This is a genomic window from Oceanobacillus sp. Castelsardo, assembly GCF_001659985.1.
Taxonomy (GTDB): Bacteria; Bacillota; Bacilli; order Bacillales; family Amphibacillaceae; genus Oceanobacillus.
This window is the reverse complement of the sequence record NZ_LYCS01000003.1, coordinates 60,967-77,190: the sequence shown is the minus strand read 5'-3', so window position 1 is coordinate 77,190 and position 16,224 is coordinate 60,967. Positions and strand designations below refer to the sequence as shown.

The window sequence follows — 16,224 nt, the reverse complement described above, 5'->3', positions numbered from 1 at the left end:
AATTAATTTTGCCACCCTTGCATTATAATAACTTAACTGCCAAGTCTATATCCTTTGCCCTCGCAATTGCGGAAATAACGGATACGCCGTCAGCCCCTGCCTCCAAGACGGAAGCAGCATTTTTTGTTGTAATTCCTCCGATTCCAACGATGGGAAGATTAGGAAATTGCTTTCTTAATGTTGATATCCACTCTAAGCCAACCGCAGCTTTAGCATCTGTCTTGGTTGTGGTAGGGAAGATCGGTCCCGCACCAATATAATCTATACTGGTTAGTGGACTGTTTCTAAGCTCGTTCGCAGTGGAGATGGATAAACCAATCCATTTATTAGGAAAAGATCTTCGTAAATCCTCAACAGATTGATCGTCTTGTCCGACATGAATGCCATCCGCATCTAACAAATGGACAAGCTCTACATCGTCATTGATGATAAACGGGATACCGGCATTTCGGCATACAGCTCGCAACTGTTTACCTAACTCTATTTTAGCCCCTCCTGTTAAGGAATTCGCCCCTTTTTCACGAAATTGAAAGGCGGTAACCCCAGCTTCGACTGCAGCTTCCAGTATTTCAACTGGATTTCGCGTACAATTCTGACTGCCCATGATAAAATATTTACGTAAACTTTTTTGGATGGAATTTGGCATTTAGACTCTCCTTTCTAGGTCTCCTGGTTCTAATGAAAGAGCGTCGATAAAGGTTGGTAAAAAGGTTCCAGACCCATGAACACCTGGAAGAGTAGCGGCATATTCCGCTGCTAATCCATAAAAATGTACAGCTGTTGATGCTTGTTCCAGAGTTGGATGCTCTGTTGTTAAACAAGCTGTGACGATAGATCCGAGTAAACAGCCAGCACCTGTTACTTTAGTCAAAAGCTCATGGCCTGTTTCATTTTGAACCAATTGATTTCCGGTACAGATCGTATCGATTTTGCCTGTAACAATAGCAGTTGTGTTATATTTTTCCGCAACCTTTTGAGCGATTTCCTTCGTATTTCCTTCACCGATGGATTCAACCCCTTTGGTTTGCCAAGGAATTTCGGAGAGATGGGCAAGTTCTCCGGCATTTCCTTTAATCACGGTCGGCTGTACCTCGGCTAAAATTTGCTTTACGACCTCTGTTCGGAAAGGGGTCGCGGCAACGCCAACGGGATCAAGCACAACTGGGATTCCTTTTTCGTTTGCAGCCTTACCGGCGAGGATCATTGCTTGAACATCGGCTTCTGTAATCGTTCCAATATTGATAAGAATTCCATCTGAAATAGAAGCCATGTCGTATGCTTCCACTTCAGATTTTGCCATGATAGGAGCTCCGCCAAAAGCTAATAAGCCATTCGCTGTAAAATTCATCACGACCTGATTCGTCAAATGGTGAATAAGTGGTGTTTTTTCTCGAACACTTTGGATGATAGTTGGATTCATTGTTTCACATTCTCCTTTCTAATTGCCCAATGATTTGTCGGTCCATGACCAGAACCTAGAGGAAAAGATTCAGCAATTGCTGCTGTGACAAAATGCTTCCCACATTTCACTGCTTCGTATAAATTCAATCCGTGACTTAAATAGGCAGTAATCGCGGCAGAATATGTACATCCTGTTCCGTGCGTATTCTTCGTGTCAATTCTTTCTGCGGAAAATGTATGGATAGTTGAACCGTCGTAGAGGAAATCCGTTGCGTCCCCCTCCATATGACCGCCTTTTATTAAAGCAGCGCCAGCACCAAACTTCTCAACTAATACTACTGCAGCCTGCTTCATATCATCCGTTGATTCAATCTTTTCTCCAGTCAAAAATTCAGCTTCTGGAATATTAGGTGTCACCAGCGATGTGGTAGGCAAAAGCTGTTCACGCAAAAAGTCACGCGCCTCTACTTCGATTAACGCATCTCCGCTCGTTGCAACCATGACAGGATCCATCACATATGGGGCCTCGGTTTGCGGAAGTTTCTCCACGATTAATTTCATCATATCGATATTTGCAATCATTCCTGTTTTAAATGCGTGAATTGGTATATCGGAAATAACGGCATCTAGTTGTTGTTCAATCATTTCTAGTGGTACGTGGTGAATTGCTTGTACACCTGTTGTATTTTGGGCGACGACGGATGTAATGACAGACATGCCGTAACTTTGCAATTCCTGGAATGTTTTTAAATCTGCCTGGATTCCAGCTCCGCCACTAGGATCTGTTCCGGCAATGGTGAGTGCTGTTGCTATCTTTTTCATGAATGTGTCACCGCCTTTTTTTTCGGTTGTACAACTATTTCTTTGGGAAGTTTACTTTTTCTTATTTCTTGAACAAAGGGGTTATCAAAAGTAAGTTGAAAAATATTCTCGTTTCCTTTACTTAATTCATCTGTGAAAGTCATGGAAAAGCCTCCTTGTTTTTGTTATATGTGTTGGGTATCGGTAGTGGAGCGCTGGATATCGGTACTGGTGCGCGGGATATCAGTACTAGTGCGCGAGATATCAGTACAGGCGCTCTGGATATCGGTACTCGTGCGCTAGATATCAGTACAGGTGCGTGATATCAGTACAGGCGCGCTAGATATCAGTACACACGCGTTGGATATCGGTACTCGCGCGCTAGATATCAGTACACACGCTCTGGATATCGGTACTCGCGCGCTAGATATCAGTACTGGTGCTGGATATCGGTACTCGCGCGCTAGATATCAGTACAGTAGCGCTGGATATCGGTACTCGCGCGCTAGATATCAGTACTGGTGCTGGATATCGGTACTCGCGCGCGAGATATCAGTACAGTAGCGCTGGATATCGGTACTCGCACGCTGGATATCAGTGCACACGCACCACATATCGGTAATCGCTCACCACATATCGGTACTCTTGCACTGGAATAGAAGCTAGTAGAGGTGTAAAAGGATAGAGAGATAGGAGAAGGTTCCTGCTGCTACTTCCCTTCGCTGGAATTATCCAGAGCAGGTTCCAAGGGACAAAGGAAGTTCCTTATCTCAGCTAAATGCACCCCTAGTAGTTTCATAACTTAAATGCGTATAATATTTTTGATTTTCATACGTGATACGATAAATAAGCCGATGATGGCTCCTGTTGTACTGCTGACGATGAATGGCGGTATAAATGCTAATGCACCAACTGAGCTTCCCATAAAGATGTAGGCAAATGGTACAGCAAAGAGTGCGCCGATAATTCCGCTGCCAATACTTTCTCCAAGAGCGGCAAATGCATTTTTTCCTGACAATCTATACAAATAAGCTGCTAATAATGCACCAATCATACTTCCTGGAAAAGCTAATAGTGTTCCAAGGCCGAGCAAATTACGAAGTAGACTAATCATAAAAGCGATGATAACTGCTGGCCCCGGTCCAAGTGTCACAGCTGCGACAATATTTATTGCATGCTGGACAGGATAGGCTCTTGCAATGCCGGCTGGAAACCAGACAAGCTGTGCTGTTAGTGTTCCCATCGCGATGAGCACAGCCATCGTTGTTAATAAACGTGTTCGATTCATCCGATACCTCCCTAGATTACTAGAAGTTACCCAAAGCGCATGTGCTCCTTATAGAAACATACAAGACAAGTCTATCCTTGCAAGTTGCAAGACGCGGAGTGGACTGGGCCATCCTGTCATAGGGATTTTATTGTGGGATTTTTACTTTTAACCCATCAAAAAAGCCAGATCCTTATTGGACCTGGCTTGATAAGCTGAAATAGGTGGACAGTTTGAAATGAAAACGTCCGACTACTTCCCTCCGCTGGTATTATCCAGATCAGGTCCATAAGAGTCGGGAAGTGTACTCGCTTCCCTCTCAGCCCACACATTTTGGGCACCCCTAGTAGTAAATTTTTATATAATTAAGCACTTACAAACTAACCATAACAAAGAAAGTGTGTATTGTCACCTTATTTTAAAAAAATAATAGATTACTAGTTTAAAATAATATTCTCCTGTCCATAATAGTCCTAAGAGAACGGGGGAGGAAATAACAATGAAAAAATTATTATTTGGTGCATTTATATTTATTATATTATTTTTTACATTTCCAAATACAGGTACTAGCGAAGGAGAAGGAATGGGGCATCAAGAATATCAAGTGATTCCAGACGAAGCGATTCGTCTTCGTATTTTAGCAAATAGTGATAACGACAAAGACCAAGAATTGAAACGTAATGTTAGAGATGAAGTAAATAAAGAAATATCGAGCTGGGTGGAACATATGACAGATATAGAAGAAGCGCGTCAATTGATACAAGATAGATTGCCAGAAGTGGAAGCGATTGTAGGAAATGTAATTGATGAAGAGGGATTTGAAAATGAATTTACGGTAGAGTATGGTAAAAATGTAGAGTTCCCAACAAAACTTTATGGTTCTTATTTATACCCAGCAGGAAAATATGAAGCGATTTTAATTACAATAGGAGAAGGGAAAGGGGATAATTGGTGGTGTGTCTTATTTCCACCGCTATGCTTCCTAGACTTCTCATTCGGAACGAGCGTATCTGCAGCGGATGCAGGGGAAGCGGAAGAATTAGAATTAGAAGAAAAGCAAGAAGAAGAAAAGGAAGTAAAATTTTTCTTATTTGAATGGTTAGGATGGTCATAGTTCCTCTATTTCTTGCATAGGATGATAGAAATAGAAAGAATGAATCTATTACATTTAATAGAAGAGGTGAGGAACATGCATATTATACCGGCGAATAAGGCTACAGACGAGATGCTAGAGGAATTTTTTAATCGAAATGAAAATCTAGATAAGAATAGTTTAGTGGAAAAAGGATTCGTGGTAGAGATTGGCTCTAAAATTGAAGGTTGTTTTATTTTGGATGAAATGGATGAAAAGGATGCATATTGGTTAAAACAATTATATATTACAAGAACGGAAGCAAATAAATTACCGGTGTTACTAGAATCTATTTTAACCATCGCAAAATCTATGGATGCAAAAAGTGTTTATGTACACAGTCATCAACCAGTTGTGGATATATTATTGGAAGCGTTGCAGTTCCATCCACAAACAGATGCCGGCTTTGTGGACAAATATCCTCTAAAAAAAGGAAGCTGGTGGACATATAACGTTTCATAGTGTGAAAAAGGCATTCGCATTGGGCTAGCGGATGCTTTTTTTGTTGTTATGTGGGCGGAATAAATTGAATTGCATGGAAAATTTAAAAAACATATTCACATAATCCACAACCACTTGTGTATAACTTGTTGGAAAACTGTTGGCAAATCGACAACTTTGTGTATAAACCGACAATTTTAAGTTAAAAAGGTTAAAATGATAGGAAATTATCTGTGGATAACTCTGCGGGCCTTTTATTTTTGCATATGTTTTTGCGTATTTTTCCTCAATCCTCTAAAATAAAGGGATAGAGAAAAGAGGGACCTAGTATGGAAACAAAACGATGGAATGTAAATGTAAACAAATCAAACGATAAAGCGGCCATAGAAGAAGCTGCGGCACTATTAAAGGATGGAGAAACAGTGGCTTTCCCTACCGAAACTGTATATGGCCTTGGTGCGGACGCAACGAATGAAAATGCAGTTGCGAAAATCTTTGCAGCAAAGGGTCGTCCACAGGATAATCCACTGATTGCACATGTTGCGACAAAAGCACAATTAAAAAGACTTGTGGATGATATTCCACCATATGCTGAAAAGTTAATGGATCTTTTTTCTCCTGGCCCAATAACATATATTTTACCAACTAATGGAACATGTTCGGAAAATGTAACGGCAGGATTATCCACAGTAGGAGTAAGAATTCCGGATCATCCTGTAGCTAGGGAGTTATTGAAAACATGTGATATCCCGATTGCAGCGCCTAGTGCTAATGTTTCGGGTAAACCTAGTCCGACATTGGCGAATCATGTTTGGGAAGATTTGCAAGGGAAAATATCGGGATTGTTAGATGCTGGAGCGACTGGTGTTGGGGTTGAATCTACTGTTCTTGATTGTACACAGGATATCCCCATTATCCTTAGACCAGGTGGGGTGACGAAAGAACAATTAGAAGAAGTAGTCGGAACGGTAATAGTGGACCCAGCACTTGCAAATAAAAATGCGAGCCCGAAAGCCCCAGGGATGAAGTATCGCCATTATTCACCTGAGGTTCCTATGTGGTTAGTAAAAGGATCTGTGGAAAGAGTGCAACAGTTAATCGATGATGAACGTGAAAAAGGGATAAAGATAGGGGTGCTCGCTAGTTCACAAACATCTGCAAAACTTGAAGTCGAAGAGATCTATCCACTTGGGGATAACATCCATGAAATTGCTGCTCATCTATATGATGGATTGCGGAAATATAAACAGGGTGACGTAGATCTTATCATTTGTGAAGCTTTTTCTGATTCAGGAATTGGTCAGGCGGTTATGAATCGACTACAAAAAGCAGCAACGGAATATATAGTAGAAGGAAATTGAATGCTACTGCATACGAAACAGTGAATACCCTAAATCCATTGAGACGTCCAGCTCCAGCGCTGTAGCTGTAGCGAGACTTTCTTCACCTCCGTGCGTCGGGTTCTACCCCCTGTAAGGTCGCTTGTGCTTTTGTTAATCATATTCCCTCTAGGACATGCATATAGTTTACAAGCATGCTCTAGGGGGTTAATTTATGACTGAATCCTATATAGAAGAAATGATTTCCTTTCTAATTATGGCATTTGCTTTAGGAATGGACGCTTTCTCGATAAGTCTTGGAATTGGAATGCAAAAATTAAGGCTAAAGCGTATTGCCTTAGTCGGTCTTGCTATAGGGATATTCCACATCTTTATGCCGTTAATCGGGATTATTTTAGGGAAATTTATATCTGGAGCAATTGGAAATTTCGCGGTGATTGCTGGAGGTGTGTTGTTACTAGGAATTGGGATTCAAATGATTGTTAACTCCTTTATTCATGACTCTAAACAAATGTTAGACCCGAAAGGATTAGGTTTAATAGCGATTGCTTTTACCGTAAGTCTGGATAGTTTTTCGGTTGGTTTAGGTTTAGGAATGTATGGTGCAAAAACCGCAATCGTCATCATTACATTTGGTGCTATAAGTATGTTACTTACATGGATTGGCCTACTGTTAGGAAGAAAAGTACACGGATTTTTAGGGGTATATAGTGAAATACTTGGTGGCAGTATTTTATGTGGGTTTGGTTTAAACCTACTGATTGGATAAGATTCTTGTAAAGGCAAGGGTCTTTTTCTTTTCGCAAATAGGAATTCGGTTACCTGTCCTGCTATAAAGATTTGTATAAGTCTAACTAAGACATTTGTCCATCCTAATTGCGGATGAAGTTTTGTTATATGGAAATTTTGACTGAAATTTGAACAATTTTGGATAAGAATGTGGTATATTTGAACTATGAGATTGTGAAGAAGAGAACAATATGGGGGAATCATCATGAAAATTTTATTTGTATGTACTGGAAATACGTGTCGTAGTCCGATGGCAGAGGCTCTTTTGAGAAATAAACTGCCAGAAGTTGAGGTGCAATCAGCGGGAATATTTGCGGGATATAATCAGCGGGCTAATGATAAAACAGTTCAAGTATTAAAAGAAAAAAATATTGATATAGAACATAAAACTCAACCAGTAACAATATCGTTGTTAACTTGGGCGGATGTTGTATTAACGATGACATCAAAGCATAAACAATCTTTAATTATGGATTTTCCGAATCAACAAGATAAGTATTACACCCTAAAAGAATTTGTAGTGGATTCGGATAAAAAAGTGTGGGATGAATTGAAAAAGGCGTATGCCAATTTAGAAGAGAAACGTTTGCAAATCTCCCAGCAAAATAGCAAGCTGCCAGAGTATGATTTAGAAATTTTAATGGAGCAATTATTACAAGAAGATATGGCATCCATTCGTAGTTTGGAAGCTAGTTTAATAAATTATGATATATCAGATCCATTCGGTGGCAGTTTAACCATTTATCAAAATACTTTAAATGAATTAGATCAATATATGGACTTACTTATTAAGAAGATAAAAGAATAGTCGGGGTGCTATTATATGCGGAGAAAGTATCGCTTTAGTTTGCGTTTAAAATTAGTTTTATTTATTACGATATTAGCTATGATTACGTATGGAACAAGTGCGTTTTTTATTTATATTTTATATGACTATGTACAGATGTTTCTCTCCATACCACTACACTGGTATACCATTCTTACTTTATTAGGTGGAGTGTTCTGGTCGGGTCTTTTAGCCTTTTTTGCTGCTTTTCTAATTACGAAACCATTGGAAAAGCTGTCGGAAATTGCTTCAGAAGCTGCAAATGGAAATTTAAATCAAGAAGTTCCAATTCCTAGTTCAGATGATGAAATTAGGGCTTTAAGTGTTTCTGTCCATACGATGCTTAGAAATCTAAATCAAATCGTTCTTAATATTGATAAAAACTTTCAACATACTAACGAAACAGTACTACAAATGAAAGAGACCTCCAATCAATCCGCTGAACATTCTGGGGCGATTCGTACAGCTATTTATGAGATATCTAGTGGAGCGGAGCAATCAGCTGAAGCGATTCAAAGTACGGCAGAGTCCGTGGAAATGGCTACTGATTTGGCTGTAAAAGTACAAGAAAAGGCTGAACAATCAAAGGAAAAATCATCCACAATGCTACAAACGTTAAAGGAAAGTAAACTTGTCTTTCACCAACTAGTAGATGGAATTAATCTTCTAGCAACGGAACAAGTTGCTTCACTAAAAGATGTAGAGCATTTGAAACAAAATGCAAAGCAGGTGGAAGCTATTGTTTCCATGGTCGGTGAAATTGCCGGGCAAACCAATTTGCTTGCACTAAATGCATCGATTGAAGCGGCTAGGGCAGGGGAACAAGGTCGGGGTTTTTCTGTTGTTGCAGAAGAAATCCGTAAATTAGCAGATGAAAGTGCGAAAGCGGTAGAAAACATTTCTAGCTTAATTTCCTCCATTCAACATGATGTTCAACTTGTTGTGGATAAGATCAATAGCAATGTTGAAGTAGCGAAAAAAGAATCAAGTAATGGGAAAAAGACGAATGAAGCAATGAATCAAATGGAACAATCCGTCAATGATGTTGCGGAAGAAATTGGCAACATTTCGGAATTAGTGGATAATCAATTACAACTAATCCAACATACAGTTAGACAATCCCAAGAGGTGGCGGCGATTGCAGAAGAAACCTCAGCTGGAGCAGAGGAAGTTAATGCTGCAGTTCAAGAACAATCCGCGATAATAGAAAAAGTAGAACAATTGTCTTATAATATAGAGGTGCAAGCGGAACAATTAAATCAACAAATTAATCAATTTGAAATAACAAAGGCGTAGGCGCCCTTACAGGCTAAAAACGCGACGTCCTGTCGCAACGCCTGTACTCGCACGTCCTGTGCTTCGTAGCAACGTACAAACTGCGCCTGGCCGTGCCAGGTGGTCCGATGTTGCTGCGCAAAGCGGTGGTCTTAATTGGACATTCCTCTATTGCAATGAGATAAAGGAAACATGCCCCTTCATAGGGGTATGCCGACGTTGGCCGCAAAGGCCGTTCTTAGTCGGCCTTCCTTTAACTACGAGTCGATGTTGACTTTCACCACAAGGGTATAAGTGCGACTAAGCCTCTGGTTTCACCAATCGGCAAGTCTTCTTTATCGTAGTGGAGGGGGGTGAAGTTTGCTAGTTGCTGGGCGCTGGAGCCGGACGTGGCATTTCTTTAAGACAAGATATTATAAGCTAAATTTTTATAATTTCTTATTCAATAAAAAAGTAATTCAATGAGGCTGTTTCAAGGGTAGACCTTGGGACAGCCTCATTATAAAATGTGGATTAGGGGTGAGCAATATGGATCGAAATATTCAAGCCATAGAACAAAATATAAATGAAATTGTTCAGGAATGGATAGACAGTGGACATCTTCATGATGGAGATATCTTTGTGATAGGTTGTTCAACAAGTGAAGTTGGTGGGAAGCATATAGGAACATCCGGAAGTGAGGAAATAGCTAGTACTATCTTCACCGGAATGAATGCGTTGAAAGAAAAATCCGGAGTTACATTGGCCTTTCAATGTTGTGAGCATTTAAATCGTGCCCTCGTGGTAGAACGGAAAATATTACAAACGTTTAATTTGGAAGAAGTCTCTGTTGTCCCAGTACCAAAAGCGGGTGGCTCCATGGCAGCTTTTGCCTTTAAACATATGGATGATCCTGTTGTGGTGGAACATATTACAGCGCATGCGGGAATAGATATTGGTGAAACGATGATAGGGATGCACCTAAATCATGTTGCGGTTCCTCTACGTTTAAAACAACGGATGATTGGTGAAGCGAGAGTTGCTGCAGCATATACAAGACCAAAATTAATTGGTGGAACTCGAGCAAACTACGAAAACACAAGGTTAAAATAAGAAGGAAATGACGATTTGGTATCGTTAACGTGCGGATTTTTGTAAAGTAAACGAATTATTTTTGCGTATTTTATAAATTTACTATTTAAAAATCGAACAATACACGTTACAATAGAAACATAATTGAATTTTAATAATCAAAATATGAAAAAAATTCCACTAGGAGGCTAAAGCAATGGACCAGGTAATCAAGCACGATCCGGAATTATATCAAGCGATTCAAGATGAAGGACAACGTCAAAAGGATAAAATAGAATTAATTGCATCAGAAAACTTCGTATCGGAAGCTGTAATGGAAGCAATGGGTACAGTTTTAACGAACAAATATGCGGAAGGTTACCCAGGAAGAAGATATTATGGTGGTTGCGAATTCGTAGACGTAGCAGAAGACATTGCGCGTGAAAGAGCGAAAAAATTATTCGGTGCGGACCATGCTAACGTACAACCACATTCAGGCTCACAAGCAAATATGGGTGTATACTTCGCTGCTTTAGAATTAGGTGATACGGTTCTAGGTATGAACTTGAACCATGGTGGTCACTTAACACACGGAAGCCCTGTTAACTTTAGTGGAAAATTTTACAACTTTGAAGAATACGGTGTAGATAAAGAAACAGAGCAAATCGATTACGATGCTCTTTTAGAAAAAGCAAAAGAAGTAAAACCGAAATTAATCGTTGCTGGTGCAACTGCATACTCTCGTATCATTGATTTTAAAAAGTTCCGTGAAATAGCGGATGAAGTTGGAGCTTACTTAATGGTAGATATGGCACACATTGCTGGATTAGTTGTAGCGGGTCTTCATCCAAGCCCAGTTCCATATGCTGATTTCGTGACGACAACAACACATAAAACGTTACGTGGCCCACGTGGTGGAATGATTTTATGTAAAAAGGAACATGCAAAAATGATTGATAAAGCAGTCTTCCCTGGAATTCAAGGTGGACCATTAATGCATATTATTGCTGCAAAAGCTGTATGTTTTAAAGAAGCTTTATCAGACGAATTTAAAGAATATGCTGGGCATATCGTAAAAAATGCAAAAGCATTCAGTGATGCATTTATTGATGAAGGAATACGTGTTGTTTCAGGCGGTACAGATAACCATTTATTAATAGTTGATGTGACACCACTTGGACTTACAGGTAAAGATGCAGAACACATCCTTGATGAAATTGGAATTACAACAAACAAAAACACGATTCCATTTGACACAAACAGTCCATTCGTAACGAGTGGTGTTCGTATGGGTACAGCCGCGGTTACATCTCGCGGATTTGGTGAAGAAGAAATGAAAGAGATAGCAGCAATCATCGCGAAAACATTGAAGAACCACGAAGATGAGGCAGTATTAAATGAAGCAAGAGAACGCGTGGATGCTATTACAGCTAGATTCCCATTGTACGAAAAATAATAGAGTTTAAAAAGATGTTCCCTAATTGGAGGGGAGCATCTTTTTTTTAGGTGTAGGGAATATGGAAATAAGTGGAAATATTTACTGATATCCAGTGCACAAATCGTGATTCTATTATTTTTCCCAACTAACTACAAAAATACTGAAAAAATACTCTTTTCGACATTATTCCGCAAAACCTTGAATCCCTATCATTTTTTAAGTACAATTTTAGAGAACAAAAATTGAAGGAGTGAACGGAAAATATGGGTAATGTATTCGTTTTAGATCATCCATTAATTCAGCATAAATTAACGCATATTCGAGATAAAAACACTGGTACAAAAGAATTTAGAGAGCTTGTTGATGAAGTTGCAATGTTAATGGCTTTTGAAATTACAAGAGATCTTCCATTAGAAGAAGTAGATGTGGACACTCCAGTTATAACTTCAAAAGCTAAAGTACTAGCTGGTAAGAAAATTGGACTTGTACCAATTTTACGTGCTGGATTAGGGATGGTTGATGGAATGCGTAAACTAATCCCAGCGGCAAAAGTTGGACATGTTGGACTATATCGTGACCCGGAAACTTTACAACCTGTAGAATATTACATTAAATTGCCTTCTGATATTGAAGAACGTGAATTAATTGTAATTGATCCAATGCTTGCTACTGGTGGTTCAGCAAATGATGCTATCCACTCATTAAAAAAACGTGGAGCAAAACATATTCGCCTTATGTGCTTAGTAGCGGCCCCAGAAGGTGTGGAAGTGATTAAGAAAGAACATCCAGACGTGGATATTTATTTAGCGGCTTTAGATGATGGACTTGATGATCACGGTTATATCGTACCAGGCCTTGGTGATGCTGGAGATAGATTGTTCGGAACCAAATAATAGGATGGAGAAAAGCTGTTATGCTGCATAGCGGCTTTTTTATTTTGGCCACATTACAAATTCCCCTGCATAAATTACTTCGGCTTTACAAAAACTATTCGTAAAAAGGGGCACTCCATTTTATGAATCGTTTTATCTTCTTACTTTCACTTACAAGCTTATTATTTATAATCCAAACCCCAATCTCACAAGCAGAAGAGGGAAAAAAGGTAGATTCGATTATTATTGAGGTAGAGGGAGACCCTGAAGAGCGGAAAGAATTTATTGAAAAAAATTATCCCTTTATTGACGTAATCGCCACGTATGAATTACTGTTCAACGGGATTGCATTACAAGGAAACCCACGAAACTTAGAGAAAATGGAATCACTTGAATTTATTAAGGCAATCCATACTGTTCAAACATATGAAGCTATGCCATATTTTCAAGCGAATCATTCCCTTCGACAAACGTATGAGGAATTAAAAGCGAAAGAGACGGAATCTGATGTGATTCCTTCAGACCTGAATGATACGGAATATACAGGAGAAGGAATTAAGGTTGGTGTTGTGGATACAGGTATTGATTATGACCACCCAGATCTTGTTAATAATTATAAAGCTGGATATGATTTAGTGGACCTTGACGAAGATCCAATGGAAACATTAAAAGAAGAAGGTGTCCCGACTAGTCATGGTTCCCACGTTGCAGGTATTATTGCAGCAGATGGTGATTTAAAAGGTGTCGCCCCGGATGCGGAAATTTATGCATATCGTGCCCTTGGACCAGGAGGGGCTGGAACATCGGTACAAGTAATTGCAGCGTTGGAACAGGCTGTAGAAGATGAAGTAGATGTACTGAATCTTTCTCTAGGAAATTCCGTGAATGGGCCTGATTATCCAACAAGTGTAGCCGTGAACCGTGCCGTCGAACTCGGTATTCCGGTTGTTATTGCCAATGGGAATAGTGGACCAAATCATTGGACCGTTGGGGCACCAGCGACAGCATCAAAGGCTTTTTCAGTAGGAGCTGCTACGAATCCGCAAAAAATACCTTACCTTGTGGAGCCGAAATCGAATCGACCTTTTCTTATTCAAGTAATGATGGGATCCGTTCCATGGGATTTAGAAAAATCACACAAAATTGTAAAAGCTGCGGAAGAAGAAAATATGTACGGTAAAATTGCTTTATTAAAACGGAGCGATATTCCTTTTTATGATTTGGCAAAAGAAGCGGAACAAAAAGGAGCGAAGGCTGTATTAATTGCGAATAATGAGGACGACATGATAAGTGGATCGATTGATACAGGGGAAGAACCAATTGAAATTCCAGTAGCGATGATTTCCAAAGAAGATGGCGAATGGCTTGATAGACAAGTGGCCAATGATTCAGTTTACCTTGAGACAGCTTATGAGGAGATAGATACAACGATTGCTCCTTTCAGTTCTAGAGGGCCGGTAACAGTGAATTGGGATATTAAGCCAGATATATTAGCCCCAGGTACAAATATATTAAGTACTGTCCCTGGAGGATATCAATCTTTACAAGGAACAAGTATGGCAGCACCACATGTTGCGGGGGTCATCGCATTAATAAAAGAAGCACATCCTGATTGGACTATTGACCAAATTTATGGGGCAATAGAGACAACGGCAATACCATTAAAAGATGAGGAAGGAAATCTTCTAGATCCAATCATTCAAGGAATGGGTGAAATTCAACCAAGTAATGCAATTGAAACCGTTGCAATAATACATGGGGCAAAATTATCCTTTGGTAAAGTTGATCAGTATAATGAAACAAAAATAGTTCAAGTCAAAATAGAAAATCAAACAAATCAAGACCAAACCTATTATTTTGATATACCAAAGAAACAAAAAGGAATCACTTGGGAATTACCGCAAACATTTACTGTGAATAAACAAGAAACGAAGACAATTCCGGTAAAATTATCGATAACTAGTCCGCAAGTTGAGGAAGGCTTACAGCAAGGATGGTTAAAATTAACTAGAAAAGATAGTGATCAAACCTACCAATTGCCATATTTATTTATTAATCAAACAACAGATAATCCAAAGGCGATGGGATTTCAGTTTGCTTTAAAGCCTTTTTCAGATGAATCTTACACGTATCAACTATATGTCACAGAACCTGCTGAAAAGGTGAAAGTAGATTTATATGATCCACAGACACTAATTTTTGACCGAACGTTATTAACAACGGAAGAGTTGCAAATTGGAATGAATGAGGGAGAAATGAAAAAGGAAGAAATCGGGAATCCAGGACATTACGTGGCAATTATAACGGTGTATCTAGAGGATGGAACGTATGAAAGCTATGAAACAATATTAATGATAAATAAGGCCGATCAAGAGAGGAAAAGACTCTTTTGATCGGCTGTTTTCGGCGGATAAGATAGCTTGCTCTCTCTATTGTAAATGCATTCGCAAAGTGATGAACGCTTAGTTTTCTAGTCGAAAATTGTAGAATTATAATCGTTCACAAATTTGTCAATAATAGAGTAAAAAAACCTTTGATTTAACGACATCTCGATGAGGATATTGTGGTAGTATGAGTGTAAAGAAAAAGTGAAGGAATTACCTTGAGAAATAACACTTTTTACCATCACTAAATTAATGTAAATTATCTTACTAAAGCAATTGACAATGGTAGTCAAGCTAATGTAAACTAACTTAGTGTGGGATGGTAAGGTTTTCAATAAACAACATACAGATAGTGAAAACTTTAAATACATATTAGTTTCATATCCTTACTGTCATAAACATGAAAAAAATGCTGAATAACAACGAAATGATGGCAAATGGTTTCCTAAAAGTGCGTGTTCAAAAGAAGGAATATTTGAACATCTCTAAAAGGATTAGGACAATTCGGGGCTTCATAACTAAGCATAAAGGTGTTGTTCAAATGGAGGATAAAACAACTATTTGAACATCCTCTAAAGAAATAGGAGAGAGAAAATGTCAGAATATGAAAGTATGGTTCGACGACAACGTAAGTGGATGCTCTATCTTCTGTCGATATTAGTGCTAGGAGCTGGCTTTACACCATATACCCGTGTTTTTAACGGTCTAATCTTAGGAACAGCCATAAGCTTTTATAATTTATGGTTATTACAGCGAAAAACCGATGCATTTGGTAAATCTGTTGTGGATACTGGCGCAGCTCGGAGTGGATTAGGTGTTTTCTCACGACTAGCTTCAGCAGCTATAGGGGTTTTACTAGCACTACGTTATCAAGAGATCTTCCATATTATGGGTGTAGCTATAGGGATTTTATCTTCTTATCTTATTATTCTATTTGACATGATTCTAGAAATTATCAAACAGAAGAAGAAAGTGAAAGAATCGTAAAAGTTACTCATATGTTGGTAGATTTTTTTGCAGGGAGGAAAGTATAAAACTTCTCTTAGGAGCCCAATTACTCATCCAAACCGTAAAGATTTGCATAAATGTGACTAAGGCATTCAGCCACTCTATAGAGAATGTCAAGCTTACTAAGCGGATAGGAGAGAAATGCTTCCTACTGCGGAAAGATTGTCTATTGGCAATCAAAGAGTTATCTAGATACTATA

16 protein-coding genes and 2 riboswitches are annotated in these 16,224 nt (G+C 39.0%); of the genes, 11 read left to right on the top strand and 5 right to left on the bottom strand.

Annotation, left to right across the window (positions count from 1 at the left end; translation table 11 throughout):
* Positions 1–22: 22 nt before the first annotated feature.
* The 5 genes from thiE to thiW form a co-directional block, all read right to left on the bottom strand.
* Entirely contained in the window at positions 23–646 is a 624-nt protein-coding gene (gene thiE / locus A9178_RS07155; RefSeq protein ID WP_068673814.1) for a thiamine phosphate synthase, read from the bottom strand.
* Positions 647–1,420, bottom strand: a complete 774-nt coding sequence (thiM, locus tag A9178_RS07150) for a hydroxyethylthiazole kinase (RefSeq protein WP_068673812.1) — start codon at positions 1,418–1,420, stop codon at positions 647–649.
* Positions 1,417–2,223, bottom strand: a complete 807-nt coding sequence (gene thiD / locus A9178_RS07145) for a bifunctional hydroxymethylpyrimidine kinase/phosphomethylpyrimidine kinase (protein ID WP_068673810.1) — start codon at positions 2,221–2,223, stop codon at positions 1,417–1,419. The genes thiM and thiD overlap by 4 nt, the downstream gene beginning before the upstream one ends.
* On the bottom strand, positions 2,220–2,366 hold the full coding sequence (locus A9178_RS18920; protein ID WP_156520723.1) for a hypothetical protein: 147 nt from the start codon (positions 2,364–2,366) through the stop codon (positions 2,220–2,222). The genes thiD and A9178_RS18920 overlap by 4 nt, the downstream gene beginning before the upstream one ends.
* 533 nt (positions 2,367–2,899) lie before the next feature.
* A riboswitch (TPP riboswitch) is annotated at positions 2,900–3,000 on the bottom strand.
* Between the two features lie 4 nt (positions 3,001–3,004).
* Entirely contained in the window at positions 3,005–3,490 is a 486-nt protein-coding gene (gene thiW, locus A9178_RS07140) for an energy coupling factor transporter S component ThiW (RefSeq protein WP_068673808.1), read from the bottom strand.
* 219 nt (positions 3,491–3,709) lie between these two features.
* Positions 3,710–3,824, bottom strand: a riboswitch (TPP riboswitch).
* Between the two features lie 144 nt (positions 3,825–3,968).
* Here thiW and spoIIR point away from each other — a divergent pair.
* The 11 genes from spoIIR (at position 3,969) to A9178_RS07085 (ending at position 16,003) form a co-directional block, all read left to right on the top strand.
* Positions 3,969–4,583, top strand: coding sequence for a stage II sporulation protein R (gene spoIIR / locus A9178_RS07135; protein WP_068673806.1), 615 nt, complete (start codon positions 3,969–3,971; stop codon positions 4,581–4,583).
* A gap of 75 nt (positions 4,584–4,658) precedes the next feature.
* On the top strand, positions 4,659–5,063 hold the full coding sequence (locus A9178_RS07130; RefSeq protein ID WP_068673804.1) for a GNAT family N-acetyltransferase: 405 nt from the start codon (positions 4,659–4,661) through the stop codon (positions 5,061–5,063).
* A 308-nt stretch (positions 5,064–5,371) separates the two neighbouring features.
* The gene (locus A9178_RS07125) at positions 5,372–6,403 is read left to right on the top strand and encodes an L-threonylcarbamoyladenylate synthase (RefSeq protein ID WP_068673802.1); all 1,032 of its coding nucleotides are present in this window, start codon (positions 5,372–5,374) and stop codon (positions 6,401–6,403) included.
* A gap of 193 nt (positions 6,404–6,596) precedes the next feature.
* Positions 6,597–7,151 carry a manganese efflux pump MntP gene (locus tag A9178_RS07120; protein WP_068673800.1) on the top strand — a complete coding sequence of 185 codons (555 nt, stop codon included), beginning with the start codon at positions 6,597–6,599 and terminating at the stop codon, positions 7,149–7,151.
* Between the two features lie 225 nt (positions 7,152–7,376).
* The gene (locus A9178_RS07115) at positions 7,377–7,979 is read left to right on the top strand and encodes a low molecular weight protein arginine phosphatase (protein ID WP_068673798.1); all 603 of its coding nucleotides are present in this window, start codon (positions 7,377–7,379) and stop codon (positions 7,977–7,979) included.
* A gap of 15 nt (positions 7,980–7,994) precedes the next feature.
* On the top strand, positions 7,995–9,293 hold the full coding sequence (locus A9178_RS07110) for a methyl-accepting chemotaxis protein (RefSeq protein WP_068673796.1): 1,299 nt from the start codon (positions 7,995–7,997) through the stop codon (positions 9,291–9,293).
* A 507-nt stretch (positions 9,294–9,800) separates the two neighbouring features.
* On the top strand, positions 9,801–10,364 hold the full coding sequence (locus A9178_RS07105) for a TIGR01440 family protein (protein WP_068673794.1): 564 nt from the start codon (positions 9,801–9,803) through the stop codon (positions 10,362–10,364).
* Between the two features lie 175 nt (positions 10,365–10,539).
* Complete coding sequence (locus tag A9178_RS07100) at positions 10,540–11,778, top strand: serine hydroxymethyltransferase (RefSeq protein ID WP_068673792.1); 1,239 nt, start codon at positions 10,540–10,542, stop codon at positions 11,776–11,778.
* Positions 11,779–12,023: 245 nt separating this feature from the next.
* The gene (gene upp, locus A9178_RS07095; RefSeq protein WP_068673790.1) at positions 12,024–12,653 is read left to right on the top strand and encodes a uracil phosphoribosyltransferase; all 630 of its coding nucleotides are present in this window, start codon (positions 12,024–12,026) and stop codon (positions 12,651–12,653) included.
* A 122-nt stretch (positions 12,654–12,775) separates the two neighbouring features.
* The gene (locus A9178_RS19555; RefSeq protein ID WP_068673788.1) at positions 12,776–15,025 is read left to right on the top strand and encodes a S8 family serine peptidase; all 2,250 of its coding nucleotides are present in this window, start codon (positions 12,776–12,778) and stop codon (positions 15,023–15,025) included.
* A gap of 585 nt (positions 15,026–15,610) precedes the next feature.
* Positions 15,611–16,003, top strand: coding sequence for an ATP synthase subunit I (locus A9178_RS07085; protein WP_068673786.1), 393 nt, complete (start codon positions 15,611–15,613; stop codon positions 16,001–16,003).
* The last annotated feature ends 221 nt before the right edge of the window (positions 16,004–16,224 follow it).